The organism is Brucella pituitosa (assembly GCF_965577835.1).
GTDB lineage: Bacteria > Pseudomonadota > Alphaproteobacteria > Rhizobiales > Rhizobiaceae > Brucella > Brucella pituitosa.
Map to the genome: position 1 here is coordinate 1300067 of NZ_OZ264092.1, position 13195 is coordinate 1313261.

A 13195-nucleotide genomic window follows, 5' to 3' on the forward strand; every position below is an offset into this window, starting at 1 on the left:
TTGCAAAAAAACTCAACTCATTATTTTGCGACCAATGTTTTCAATCGGTTAGATTTATATGTTCTTACGTAAACGTAAGATATTTTGTCAAAATGGAGGCAATTGAGTCCCGTCGTCCGGCTGTTTCGCGTTGCTTACAATACGCCAGCCGGGCCGCCATTCATTTTTGCAGGCAAGGATATACGATCGGCAATCAACCGCATTCAACCCAAGCTCTTGTCAGAGCAACATAGCCCGTCGTTGCTATAAGTCGAGTCTGTGGCAGTTCGATGATAAGAAGAGAAAGACCAACAGGTCCGTCTCAGCCTTTCGTTTTCTCGGAAAATGCGTCGAGATATTCCGCGCTCTGCATTTCAAACAGGCGCGACGCTGTGCGATCAAACTCGAAAGCCTCCACACCCTGCTTTGCTTCATAGAGCTTTTCAGGTTGCGCTTCGGCGGAGATGAACAACCGCGCATGATGATCATAAAGCACGTCGATCAGCAGAATGAAGCGCTTGGCCTCATTGCGGCGTGAATGGTCGAGCACCGGCACATCATCAATGAACAGCGTCTGATAGCGTGTGACGATGGCGATATAATCGTTTGCTGCGAGCGGCTGCGCGCAAAGCTCGCTGAAGGTGAAACGTGCCGCTCCCGGCACCGCGTGACGCACGGGAATGTCGCGACCCTTGATATGGACGACATCAGACTTTTCTTGCCGACCATTTTTATGGGCAGCCCATGCCGCATCCATGCGTTTGGTCGTCTCGGAATTAAGTGGCGTCAGATAAACCGGCTGACGATCGAGCTTTTCCAGACGGTAATCGGTGCGCGAATCGAGATTGATTACATCGACATGCTGCTTGAGGATATTGACGAATGGCAGGAAGAGCTGGCGGTTCAGCCCGTCGCGATAGAGATTGTCAGGTGCAACATTGGATGTTGCGATCAACACCACGCCGCGTGCAAACAAGGCGCTGAACAGACGCGACAGGATCATCGCATCGGCAATATCGGTCACGGTGAACTCGTCAAAGCAAAGCACCCATGCCTGTTCGGCGAGAGCTTCTGCGACTGGCGGGATCGGGTCTTCCTGCTTGGTTTCGCCCCGTTTCAAGGCCTGACGATGGGCATTGATGCGCTCATGCGCGTCAGCCATAAAATCATTGAAGTGCGCGCGGCGTTTGCGTTCGACCGGCAAAAGCTGAAAGAACATATCCATCAGCATGGTCTTGCCGCGCCCGACTTCGCCGTGCACATAGAGTCCCTTGACGATTGCGACTTCCTTGCGCTTGCCGAACAGCCAGCCAAGTGCACTCGACTTGCGTGACAAACGCTTGGTGCAAACTTCTTCGATCAGGCGATCATAGCGTTTGGTGAGCTCAAGCTGCGCTGGATCGACTTCAACTTCGCCTGCCCTCACCAGCGCATCATAATGCTCGCTGACCGAGGGAAACGCTTTCAGATTACCGTCGAAAGACATGATTGCTTCCGTTCAACCTTTCAATTGCAAAAACGGCGGACCATCTCGCGATGACCCGCCTGTCTTTAAGCGAAAGAACCTCTTAGCGCGACAGCGAAACTGCCTGACCGCCTGTGGTCTGACCATCGAAACGGCCCTGACCGGAAGAATAGAGCGTCGCGACGGTTCCGCCATTCGCATCATAGAGCGAAAGCTGCTTGCCGCTGACCGACCACGAAGCAAGGCTTCCAAGTTCGCCTGGGCAACGCAGCGGACCCGCGCGGAAACCCTGACCATACTTGGTCTGTGGTGTTGCGATCTTACAATTCTGACCGGCAAGCGATGCATTCCACACACCGGCTACCGTACCCGGCGTCAGATCAGGCGCTGATTCGGGCGGCAGGCTTGCAACCTGCGTGCCAGCGGCTGGCTGCGACATGTCAGTGGTCGGCGCGGTTGGGAACGAATTTGGAGCGCTGAGATTACCAGACTGTACGGAACTGACAGGAGCAGATTTCAGCGGTGCTGGCGGCGGCGGCGATGCATTGTTGTCAAAGCCTCCGACCCGGGAGCTTTGGCAACCGGCCAAAATGACGCCCGCTGCAGCAATGCTGAGCAAACTTGCTTTTGAAATTCCCATCTGGTTCTCCAATTTCATCATGTTCGTGGGGCCAATTATTCGGGGGAGTGCCCCTCGCACTGTCGAGTTTGAAGACTCGACCTAAAAACAATATTGCACCGATAAAATGGCGATATGGTTAAAAAATCAACTGTGCAATGAGGCAAATATGGATGAGATCGCATCAAGAAGACTTGAAATAGCTTAGAAATTTTCAAAATGGCGCAGGAAGGACACAGTTTTTGAGCAATCTGCAATTCCTGAAGATGATCGACCAATACCAGTGCGGCCAAAAGCGCGCCGGTACTGGCAATTTGTGGGCTTTTCCGCCATATAGGGCGCATCCCGAAAAGTGTGAAACGGTTTTCGGACTAAGATGCGCCTTAAAACAAATAAGTCGGAGCGCAGATCTGATCAAATCAGATCGAAATGCGCTCCAGAGCCTTTCCGATATAGACAGGACCCGGAACCAGCAATGAGCAAGGCTATCTTCGCCAAGATGAACGGACTCGGCAACAAAATCATAGTTGCCGATATGCGCGGACGCAGCGATCATATCGCGCCGACCGCTGCAATCCGTTTGGCCGGAGATGAGGCAACCTCGTTTGACCAGATCATGGCCATCCATGATCCCCAAACACCCGGCACCGATCATTATATCGAGATTATCAATTGCGATGGTACGCAGGCGCAGGCTTGCGGCAACGGCACTCGCTGCGTTGTGCAATGGCTTTCCAACGAAAGCGGCAAACAGAACTATATCTTCCAGACGCTGGCTGGCATCCTGACCGCCAATGAGCATGAAGACGGGCTGATCACGGTCGATATGGGAAAGCCGCATTTCGGCTGGCAGGAAATCCCCCTCGCCCATGAAGTTGACGACACGCGTGCAATCAACCTCACTGCCGGCCCTGCAGACGCTCCCGTCCTGCAATCACCATCGATTGCCTCCATGGGCAATCCGCATGCGATCTTCTGGGTCGAGAACGACGTCTGGACCTATGCGCTCGATCAGTATGGACCGGGGCTGGAACACGATCCGATCTTCCCGGAACGCGCCAATATTTCTATTGCGCAAGTTTCATCACGCGAAAGCATCAACCTGCGCACATGGGAACGCGGTGCCGGGCTTACGCTTGCTTGCGGTTCTGCGGCCTGTGCTGCTGCCGTTTCGGGCGCGCGCACTGGCCGCACCGAGCGTGAGGTTACAGTCAACGTCCCCGGTGGCCCTATCAAGATCGAATGGCGTGAGGATGATCACGTCATGATGACCGGCCCCGCTGAATGGGAATTTGACGGCACATTTGATCCTGCAACCGGCGCATGGGAGTACGCCCCAAATACCAGCCGGGGAGCTGCCTGATGGCTGTGGAAGTCGTAACCTTCGGATGTCGTCTCAACACCTATGAATCCGAGGTGATGAAGCGCGAAGCAGATAGCGCCGGGCTCGGCGAGCTAAAAGACGGCGCGATCATCTTCAACACCTGTGCCGTAACATCGGAAGCCGTGCGTCAGGCGCGTCAGGCAATCCGCAAGGCACGCCGCGACAATCCGGAAGCGCGCATTATCGTCACCGGCTGTGCCGCGCAGACGGAATCGGCCAAATTCGAGGCCATGGATGAAGTCGACCTCATTCTGGGTAACGAGGAAAAGCTCAAGGCCAACTCCTACCGTATGCTGCCCGACTTCGGCGTGAACCAGTTTGAGAAGGTCCGCGTCAACGACATTATGGAAGTGCGCGAAACCGCGAGTCATATGGTCGATGCCATTGAAGGCCGCGCACGCGCATTCGTGCAGGTACAGAATGGCTGCGATCATCGCTGCACCTTCTGCATCATTCCTTATGGTCGCGGCAATTCGCGCTCGGTACCAATGGGCGGCGTCATCGATCAGGTCAAACGCCTTGTCGATAATGGCTACGCGGAAGTGGTTTTGACCGGCGTGGACATGACTTCCTATGGCCCCGATCTGCCGGGAAGCCTGCGTCTCGGCAAGCTGGTAAAAACCGTTCTCAGTCAGGTGCCAGGTTTGCAGCGTCTGCGTCTTTCATCCATTGATTCCATTGAAGCTGACGACGATCTTATGGACGCCATCGCCAATGAAAAGCGTCTGATGCCGCATCTGCATCTGTCGCTTCAGGCAGGCGACGACATGATCTTGAAGCGCATGAAGCGCCGCCATTTGCGTGATGATTCCATCCGCTTCTGTGAGGATGTGCGCGCGCTGCGTCCCGATATCGTGTTCGGTGCTGACATTATTGCCGGTTTCCCAACCGAAACCGAAGACATGTTCGCAAACTCGATGAAGATCGTCGAGGAATGCGGGCTGACGCATCTGCACGTATTTCCATACAGCGCCCGCGAGGGCACACCAGCCGCGCGTATGCCGCAGGTCAGGCGCGAAATCGTGAAAGATCGCGCCAAAAGGCTGCGCGCTGTCGGCGACCGCGCTTATGAAAAACACCTCGCTTCTCTCAATGGAACTGTGCAACGCCTGTTGATCGAGAAGGAAGGCATTGCCCGCACGGAAGGCTTCACGCTGGCCGCTGTGGATCAGGGCAATGCTGGCGAAATTATCGAACGAATTGTGGCGGGGCATGACGGTGAAAAACTCCTCACCCGTCAGACAGAGCCGCAAGCGGCTTAAAGCTTAAGGGCATCAGATTTCATGGCAATGGGTTTCATCAAGAAAATGTTCTCCTTCGGCAAGAAGGAGGTCGAAGAAAAGCCGGTCGAACAACCGGCTCCCGATGCTGTGGAAGCACAGCTTCCTGAAGCCGTCGAAGCGCTGGAAGAAGTCGAAATTCCCGCTGCCGAAGTGATCGTTTCCGAACCGGAAGCACTTGCGGTCGTTACTGAGCCTGAGCCGGTTGAAGAACCCGTCGCTGAGGCCGAACATCCGGTTGCCGAGATCGAAATCCCGATTGAACAGCCTCCGGTGATGGAACCGATCGTGGTGGAAGCACCAGCGCCAGAGTCTGTTGTTGAGCCAGAGCCAATCATCGAACCGGAACAGCCGGAAGTCCCGGAAATTATTGAGACGCCGGTTGTCGAGGAAGTCGTCGAAGCCGTATCTCAGCCTGAGCCGGTAAAGCCTAAAAAGGTCAAGGTCGCAAAGGCCGTTGAAGAACATCGGGACGAAACGCCGGTCGAAGCTGCTCCGGAGCCAAAGCTGTCATGGTTCGAGCGTCTGCGTCGCGGATTGTTGCGTTCATCAAATTCGCTGAGTGATTCCATCGGCAGCATCTTCACCAAGCGCAAGCTCGATGAAGACACGCTGCAGGACCTTGAAGACGTTCTCATTCAGGCCGATCTCGGACTTGAAACCGCGATGCGCGTGACAGACGCGCTGTCATCCGGCCGCTATGGCAAGGATGTGACCGGCGAAGAAGTCCGCAACATCATGGGTGCGGAAATCGAAAAGGTGCTTGGCCCTGTTGCCAAGCCGCTGGAGCTTGACCTGTCGCACAAACCGCATGTCATTCTGGTTGTCGGCGTTAACGGCACCGGCAAGACCACAACCATCGGCAAGCTTGCCGCAAAACTGACCGCAGGTGGCCTCAAGGTCATGCTTGCAGCGGGCGACACATTCCGCGCAGCCGCTATCGAACAGCTCCACATCTGGGGCGAACGCACCGGCTCACCAGTTGTTTCAAGCAAACTCGGCGCCGATGCGGCAGGCCTTGCCTATGATGCATGGCAGCAGGCAAAGGATGCAGGCAGCGACGTGCTCATCATCGACACGGCTGGCCGTTTGCAGAACAAGGCCGAGCTGATGGACGAGCTTGCAAAAATCGTCCGTGTTCTTGGCAAACACGATCCAGAAGCACCGCACACGGTTCTCCAGACGCTTGATGCCACCACCGGGCAAAACGCGCTCAATCAGGTCGAGATCTTCAAGAACATCGCTGGCGTCAACGGCCTCGTGATGACCAAGCTTGACGGCACGGCACGCGGCGGCATTCTGGTGGCAATCTCAGCCAAGCATAAGCTGCCGATCTATTTTATCGGCGTCGGCGAAGGTGTCGACGATCTTGAACCATTTGCGGCCAAGGATTTTGCCCGCGCCATTGCAGGAGTTGCCTGATGCAGCATCCCGTTTTCGAACGCGATCCGTCGCAGAAGACAGAAGCCGAACGCAAAGAAGTTCCGCCGCTGCTCAAGCTTGCATTGGAACTCGGACCGCTTCTGGTGTTCTTTTTCGCCAATGCGCGCGGCGAAAGCCTGATCGAGCGTTTTCCCGTGCTCGGCCAGATCGGCGAACCGATCTTTCTGGCAACTGCACTCTTCATGGTCGCAACCGTTATTGCACTTGCCGTTTCATGGTCGCTGACACGCACATTGCCGATGATGCCACTCATTTCCGGCATCGTGGTTCTGGTCTTTGGCGCATTGACACTGTGGCTGCACAACGACACCTTCATCAAGATGAAGCCGACCATCGTGAACACGCTGTTTGGCGCGATCCTTTTGGGTGGGCTTTTGTTTGGCAAATCTCTGCTCGGCTATGTGTTCGATTCAGCTTTCAAACTGGATGCCGAGGGCTGGCGCAAGCTGACCTTCCGCTGGGGCCTGTTCTTTGTTTTCCTCGCGATTGTGAATGAACTTGTCTGGCGGAATTTTTCGACCGATGCCTGGGTTTCCTTCAAGGTCTGGGGCATTATGCCGATCACCATTGTCTTCACGCTTTCACAAATGCCGCTTATCCAGAAGCACACTTTGCCTGAAACCAAGGCAGAATAAAATTCGATCAGGAGAACGCCATGTCCCAAATCGACAAAAGGCTGGACATTGAACAATTCATCTGCCGCAGCGATAATTATGGCGTTCTCATCCATGATCCTGAAAGCGCGCTGACGGCTGCAATCGATGCACCTGATGCAAATGCCATCGAAGCGGCGTTAAAGCGTCGTGGCTGGACGCTGGACTTCATCTTCACAACCCACCACCATCTCGACCATGTTGAAGGCAATGAGCAGCTGAAAGCCAGATTCGGCGTCAGCATCATTGGCCCGAAGGCCGAGGAAAGCAAAATCCCCGGCATTGATCGCACCGTTCAGGATGGCGATGAATTCACCTTCGGGCTTTTCAGGGTGAAAGTGGTTTCCACGCCCGGTCACACAGCTGGCGAGATTTCCTTCTACCTGCCTGAAGCGAAAGTGGTGTTCACGGGCGACACGCTTTTCGCGCTGGGCTGCGGACGCTTGTTCGAAGGAACACCTGCAACCATGTTCCAGTCGTTGCAAAAGCTCGTGGCTCTGCCCGGTGACACGGCGGTTTATTGCGGCCATGAATATACCGAAAGCAATGCCCGCTTCGCATTGACCATCGACCCGGACAATTCAGCACTCAAAGAGCGGGCGCAGGAGATTGCGCGATTGCGTGCGGCAGATAAGATGACCCTGCCCTCCAGCATCGCACTTGAAATGGCAACCAATCCGTTCCTGCGCTGGCACGACAGCCGCATTCGCGCACGGCTTGGAATGCAGAACGCAACGGATGAAGCGGTTTTTGCCGAAATCCGTAAGCGCAAAGATCTATTTTAGGATGTTACCATGAAGAACTTTTCGCACTTCAAAAGCCTCCATGCAGCAGCCCTTTTCGGCTTATCACTTATGATCCTGCCACAGTCTGTGAAAGTGGCCGTTGCCGAAGACATTCTGGCCATCGCAACGCCACCGCAGACGCCTGCTGACATCAATAATTTCAAGCTGACCGAAGACCTTCTGGCGCGCATGGAGAAGATCCATAACAAGCTCGAGGACATGCAGCTTTCACCGACTGCTGAAGAAGGTCAGGATGCGCAGCCTTCCATGGATTCCATGGTGAAGAGCATTGAATCGCGCCCTCAGGTGGTGGACGTGATGAAGGCCGAGAATATTACGCCACGCGATTATCTTCTCGCCTATTTCGCCATGATGAGCGCGCTTGCCGCCGCTGATGCAGAGGAAGAAGATCAGCTTGTCGATGAAGTGAAGCAGATCAATCCCGAGCACGTGGCCTTCGGCAAACAATATGGCGAGCGCATTCGCGAATTGATCGGCGAGTAATGCATCAAGAAAAAACCGGCGAAGTTTCCTTCGCCGGTTTTTTTATCAGCCTGGCTGCCTTAGCAATCGCAGCGCATTGATCGTCACCAGAACGGTCGCGCCTGTATCGGCCAGAATGGCGGGCCAGAGGCCGGTAATTCCCAGCACAGTGGTCACAAGAAACACAGCCTTCAGCCCAAGGGCGATTGTGATGTTCTGATGGATATTGCGCATGGTCCTCTGGGACAGATCAACCATCGCTGCAACATCGCCCACACGACCATGAAGCACTGCCGCATCTGCCGTTTCCAGAGCCACGTCGGTGCCGCCGCCCATGGCAATGCCAACATCAGCCGCAGCCAGCGCTGGCGCATCATTGATGCCATCACCAACCTTGGCAACAACCTGACCCGCATTGCGAAACTCGCCAACGATCCGCTGCTTGTCTTCCGGCAGAAGTTCCGCACGCACCTCGATGCCCAGATCCTTGCCGATAGCTTCTGCCGTGCGGCGATTATCGCCGGTCAGCATCACAGTGCGAATGCCTGCATCTTTCAGCGTCTTAAGCCCCGCGATCGCATCCGCGCGCGGCTCATCACGCATGGCGATAGCGCCTGCAATCCTGCCATCCGCGACCAGCACCGAAACCGTCTTGCCTTCGTCGTTACAAGCGGCAATTCTGGCCGCAAGTTCATCTGGAATGGCAGAGATTTCATTGGCAGCCTTGCGCGAACCAAGGAACAGTTCAATGCCATTGGCAGTGCCTGACACACCCTTGCCGCCATGGGCTTTTCCGGTCGAAACCTCGGAAAGCTTCAGACCACGCGTTTCTGCTGCACCAACAATTGCCAGTGCAAGCGGATGACTGGAGCCTGCATCAAGCGATGCGGCAAGGCGCAGAACTTCTTCTTCCGAAAGAGCTGCAGGCAAAACATCCGTCACCTGCGGCTTGCCTTCAGTCAGCGTGCCGGTCTTATCGAAGCAAGCGGTTGTGATCTTACCGATTGTCTCAAGAACCGCACCGCCCTTCAACAGAAGTCCGCGTCGTGCGCCTGCAGAAAGCGAAGCCGCAATAGCCGCAGGCGTCGAAATAACCAGCGCGCAAGGGCAACCGATCAGCAGAATGGCAAGGCCTTTATAGATCCATTCATCCCATGCAGCACCCGCCACCAGCGGCGGCAGGATCGCAACCAAAGCCGCAACCACAACAACACCCGGCGTGTAATAGGTCGAGAAGCGATTGATGAAACGTTCAGTCGGTGCTTTGGCTTCCTGCGCTTCCTCAACCAGCCGCACAACGCGTGCGATGGTGTTGTCCTGCGCTGCAGCCGTCACCTTCACGCGCAGCAGCCCGTCGCCATTGATGGTGCCTGCAAACACACTATCGCCCACCTCCTTGCCAACCGGCGTGCTTTCACCCGTCACCGGCGCTTCATCGACAGCACTTTCACCGGAAATAATTTCGCCATCCGCAGGCATACGGTCACCCGGGCGCACAGAGATTACATCGCCGACGTTGAGGTCCTCCGCTTGCACTTCCCTTGTTGAACCGTTGCTTTCCAGAAATGCGGTCTTGGGCACCAGCGCCGTCAGCGACTGAATGCTTGCACGTGCCTTGCCAGCAGCAACACCTTCGAGCAATTCGCCAACCAGAAACAGGAAGACGACAGCTGCCGCTTCCTCAGTGGCACCGATGATAACCGCGCCGATTGCGGCGATCGTCATCAGCATTTCAATAGAGAAAGGCGTGCCGTTGATGGCTGCCGAATAAGCGCGTTTTGCAATCGGTATAAGACCAATCAGCATCGCAGCCGTGAAGGCCCACAAGGCAATCGGCGGATAAAGATGGCCGACAATATAAGCAACCACCAGACCGCCACCACAGGCCAGCATCATCTGGCCTTTGCTGCTCTGCCACCAGCGCTTGGGTTTTTCAGGCGCAATCCGCTTAGACGTTCGTGTGGCTGCGGATTGTGCGCTGGCCTTATAGCCAAGTCCCATCACCTTTGCAGCAATCTCGTCGGGGTTTGCCGAGCCATCATGATTGACGGTCATGGTACCATTGGTCACGGAGACCGAAACATCCTGCACACCACCAACACGCCGCACAGCCGTATCGATCTTGGCCGCGCAGGAGGCACAATCCATGCCATCGACCTGAAAGCGGAAACTGTTCGCGCCAGTTGCAATCTGCTTTGCTTCGGTTTCTTCATGGCTGTGATCATGATGCTTATGGTCGTGATCGTGGTCATGGTCATGGCCGCTGCAACCGGCATGATCGTGATCATGATGCTCGTGCATAGCAGGAGCTTTTTCATCCGCCACCGGCTCAACACTGTAACCAAGGCTGCGTACTTTTTTGGCAACGCTTTCCAGATCGCTGCTGCCATCATGGCGCACGGTCATCATGCCAGTCGTCACCGACACGGACACATCTTCTACACCTGCAACGCGGCGCACAGCCGTATCGATTTTCGTTGCACAGGAAGCGCAATCCATGCCTTCCACACGAAACCGGTTTTGTTTGAGAACCTCGTTCATGACTTGCCCTTTTCAGAACGCCCTTGAATTATCTGAAACAAGGTCTACATCCTCTAGTGACTAGAGGAGCAAGAGAAAAAATGAACACCAATGTTCCGATTGGCGAGGCATCGAAAGCCAGCGGCGTAAAAGTGCCAACGATCCGTTATTACGAGCAAATCGGGCTTCTTCCGGTTCCGCCACGCACCGAAGGCAACCGCCGCCTTTACGACAACAGCGATGTCCAGCGACTTCTGTTTATCCGTCATGCCCGCGATCTGGGCTTTGAAGTGGATGCAATCCGAACGCTTCTCGACCTTCAAGACAACCCCGACCAGTCTTGCGCTGCCGCTGATTCTATCGCGCGTGCGCGGCTGATCGATGTCGAGCACCGTATTGCAAAACTGATGTCCCTGAAGACGGAATTGTTACGCATGCTCGATTGCACGGCACATGGCCGTATCGATCAGTGCCGGGTGATCGAAATTCTCGGCAATCATGAGGAATGCCTGCATCCCAGTCACTAGAGCATTTCAGTATTAAGTTGAATAATTAGAAATGCTCTATCTCTTTGTTTTACGCGCATCTTGTTCCGAAAACCGCTTCACACTTTTCGGAATGCGCTTTAACTTTACTCGGTCGGCACCGCTTCTTTGCGCCGCAAAAAAATCATGTCTTTTGCGGCCAGCGCCGCACCTGCGGTGATCAACAAGCAGGCGGCGAGAATACGCATGGATGGCTGCGCCGTGCCGGCCAAGATCAGCACGAGCGTGGATAGAAGCGGGGCGGCATAACTTGCAGCGCCCAGCACCTGAATATTGCCACGCTTCACACCAAAATCCCAAGCATAGAAGGCCGCTCCCACAGGCAGCAGGCCAAGCGCCAGAACACAGAGCCACTGCATTGCCGTTTCCGGCCAGACGGTCTGCTCAAGCATCAGATGGCAGATCAGCGAGAGAACGGCGGTCGCCACGCAGAAGCCAGTTACAGCATCAGTCGGAACGCTCGAAAAGCGGCGTGAGAGCAGCGAATAGCTCGACCACGTCAAGGCGCAAAGTGCAGCCATTGCATAACCAAAGCTGTAGCGGGCTTCAAAGCCGAAGCCACCGCCTTTGCTCACAATGAGCACGGTCCCGCCAAGCCCAAGAAGTGCGCCCGCGATATGATACCAGTGCAACCGTTCGCCCGGCATCAGGGCAGACCCGACCACAATCAGCAGCGGCCAGAGATAAGCAATCAGGCTGGCGTCAACCGCAGGCGCATTTCGGAGCGCTGTAAAATAAAGAAAATGATAGCCGAAGAGGCCAACCACGCCGACAAGCCAGACGATGGGCGGCTGACGCAGATGTTTGACGGCATTCGGGCGCCACAGCCAGGAAATGAGGCCAATGGATGCGCCGATGGAAAACGTCATGGCGGACAACTGGAATGGCGGAACCTGACCGGAGCCGGCAGTAAAAAGCGCCAGAAGCGCCCACATCGCAATGGCCGAAAAGCCGATAAGCGTTGCCAGCTTCATGATTGATCCCCCATTTTCCGGGATCGCTCGCGCGGCTCAAACCGTCTTTTGCGTCCCGTTACTTTATCTTTTCAAATCGCGTCGCCTCGATCTTCAGCGTCCCCAGCTGTGTGCCGATGCGTGCCACGACGGGCGCATAGATACCGGAATCGCCCAAGGATGCAAAGGAGATCGTGATCTTGCTGCGCGTGCTCAGATAGTCGATAGCTTTCTTGCCCTTCTGATAACCCGAGATCGGCATGAACTTCGCCGAACAGATCACCGATTCGCCGGTGAAGCCTTCGGTGGTGAAGGATTCAGTGCCATTGAAAGTCAGTCGAATATCGGCGCGGGTCTGACCATCAAAGACACTCAGTGTGCGATTGCAAACAGCTTTGGGGTCTTTGGTCGGAATCATCAGCGCACTCAACGGGTCGCTCACATTGACCAGATCATTTGGTGCGGTCTCCACCCACGGATCGCGCTTTTTCACCGGTGGCACATTTTCAGATGCAGTCACTTTGCCGCCAGCAAAACGTATCTTGGTGCTCTTGTTCTTGCGTCCATGCTTATAGGCAAGATCAAAAGCCGAAGGCGTCACCTTGCCCTGAGCTGAACTGCCGCCCACATAGACCGTCCCGTCCGTATCATCAAAAACGCGAGCGAGGCCGGACGTCTTGAAGCGGCCATTGACGCCGTAATTGGCACCTTTGACGATGGTCTCGATCGCTGAACGTGCAATGGAAAGACCAAACATCGAGATTTCATATTCGGTTCGGTAGAGAGCGTCTGCTTTTGCGGTTCCCACCGCAGCTACACTCGCAATCGTCAATCCGGTTAGAAATGCAAGTGCCCGCCGCTTTACCCCATTCGTGATCATCTTGCTCTCAACCGGCTTGAAGAAATGCGATTGCTCGATCATGCCAGATTTTCCTTTCGCGATATTGACTTCGAGAGCACCGTACACCCGCACGAACAGCGCTTCAGCAAACCTGGTCCATGCCCAAGTCGTTGCCCAAGTGCATGCCCAAATCCATGCACTGCACTTATAAAACGATTCTGTTTATCTGACCCATGCTGTGGTTT

Annotated in this window: 12 protein-coding genes; 7 read left to right on the forward strand and 5 right to left on the reverse strand. The window is 55.1% G+C overall.

The features are described from left to right. Positions 1 to 301 precede the first annotated feature (301 nt). Together zapE and ACSME1_RS06285 are read right to left on the reverse strand one after the other, a co-directional pair. A complete protein-coding gene (zapE, locus tag ACSME1_RS06280; protein ID WP_024898517.1) occupies positions 302 to 1465 on the reverse strand; it encodes a cell division protein ZapE in 1164 nt (387 codons plus the stop codon). A gap of 82 nt (positions 1466 to 1547) precedes the next feature. Then, positions 1548 to 2084: a protease inhibitor Inh/omp19 family protein gene (locus ACSME1_RS06285; RefSeq protein ID WP_024898516.1), complete on the reverse strand. Its 537-nt coding sequence runs from the start codon at positions 2082 to 2084 to the stop codon at positions 1548 to 1550. 454 nt (positions 2085 to 2538) lie between these two features. Here ACSME1_RS06285 and dapF point away from each other — a divergent pair, with 454 nt between their 5' ends. From dapF to ACSME1_RS06315, 6 genes are read left to right on the forward strand one after another with little or no spacing between them, the layout of a single operon-like run. Then, positions 2539 to 3426 (forward strand): diaminopimelate epimerase, encoded by an 888-nt coding sequence (gene dapF / locus ACSME1_RS06290; protein WP_024898514.1) that lies wholly within the window; start codon positions 2539 to 2541, stop codon positions 3424 to 3426. After that, positions 3426 to 4709, forward strand: a complete 1284-nt coding sequence (mtaB, locus tag ACSME1_RS06295; RefSeq protein WP_024898513.1) for a tRNA (N(6)-L-threonylcarbamoyladenosine(37)-C(2))-methylthiotransferase MtaB — start codon at positions 3426 to 3428, stop codon at positions 4707 to 4709. The genes dapF and mtaB overlap by 1 nt, the downstream gene beginning before the upstream one ends. 21 nt (positions 4710 to 4730) lie before the next feature. Further along, positions 4731 to 6149 carry a signal recognition particle-docking protein FtsY gene (gene ftsY / locus ACSME1_RS06300; protein ID WP_105705620.1) on the forward strand — a complete coding sequence of 473 codons (1419 nt, stop codon included), beginning with the start codon at positions 4731 to 4733 and terminating at the stop codon, positions 6147 to 6149. Then, positions 6149 to 6805, forward strand: a complete 657-nt coding sequence (locus tag ACSME1_RS06305) for a septation protein A (RefSeq protein ID WP_024898511.1) — start codon at positions 6149 to 6151, stop codon at positions 6803 to 6805. The genes ftsY and ACSME1_RS06305 overlap by 1 nt, the downstream gene beginning before the upstream one ends. A 20-nt stretch (positions 6806 to 6825) precedes the next feature. Continuing rightward, positions 6826 to 7608 carry a hydroxyacylglutathione hydrolase gene (gloB, locus tag ACSME1_RS06310; protein WP_100558452.1) on the forward strand — a complete coding sequence of 261 codons (783 nt, stop codon included), beginning with the start codon at positions 6826 to 6828 and terminating at the stop codon, positions 7606 to 7608. A 9-nt stretch (positions 7609 to 7617) separates the two neighbouring features. Then, on the forward strand, positions 7618 to 8112 hold the full coding sequence (locus tag ACSME1_RS06315; RefSeq protein ID WP_100558451.1) for a hypothetical protein: 495 nt from the start codon (positions 7618 to 7620) through the stop codon (positions 8110 to 8112). 45 nt (positions 8113 to 8157) lie between these two features. Here ACSME1_RS06315 and ACSME1_RS06320 read toward each other — a convergent pair whose 3' ends face one another. Further along, positions 8158 to 10632, reverse strand: a complete 2475-nt coding sequence (locus ACSME1_RS06320) for a heavy metal translocating P-type ATPase (RefSeq protein WP_105705618.1) — start codon at positions 10630 to 10632, stop codon at positions 8158 to 8160. An 80-nt stretch (positions 10633 to 10712) separates the two neighbouring features. On the opposite strand from ACSME1_RS06320, the gene ACSME1_RS06325 reads away from it, so the two are divergent. After that, positions 10713 to 11138, forward strand: coding sequence for a MerR family transcriptional regulator (locus ACSME1_RS06325; protein ID WP_024898507.1), 426 nt, complete (start codon positions 10713 to 10715; stop codon positions 11136 to 11138). A 104-nt stretch (positions 11139 to 11242) separates the two neighbouring features. On the opposite strand, the gene yddG is transcribed toward ACSME1_RS06325, so the two are convergent. Next, positions 11243 to 12130, reverse strand: a complete 888-nt coding sequence (gene yddG, locus ACSME1_RS06330) for an aromatic amino acid exporter YddG (RefSeq protein WP_105705616.1) — start codon at positions 12128 to 12130, stop codon at positions 11243 to 11245. A 58-nt stretch (positions 12131 to 12188) separates the two neighbouring features. Then, complete coding sequence (locus tag ACSME1_RS06335; protein ID WP_435654952.1) at positions 12189 to 12989, reverse strand: DUF3108 domain-containing protein; 801 nt, start codon at positions 12987 to 12989, stop codon at positions 12189 to 12191. Positions 12990 to 13195 lie beyond the last annotated feature (206 nt).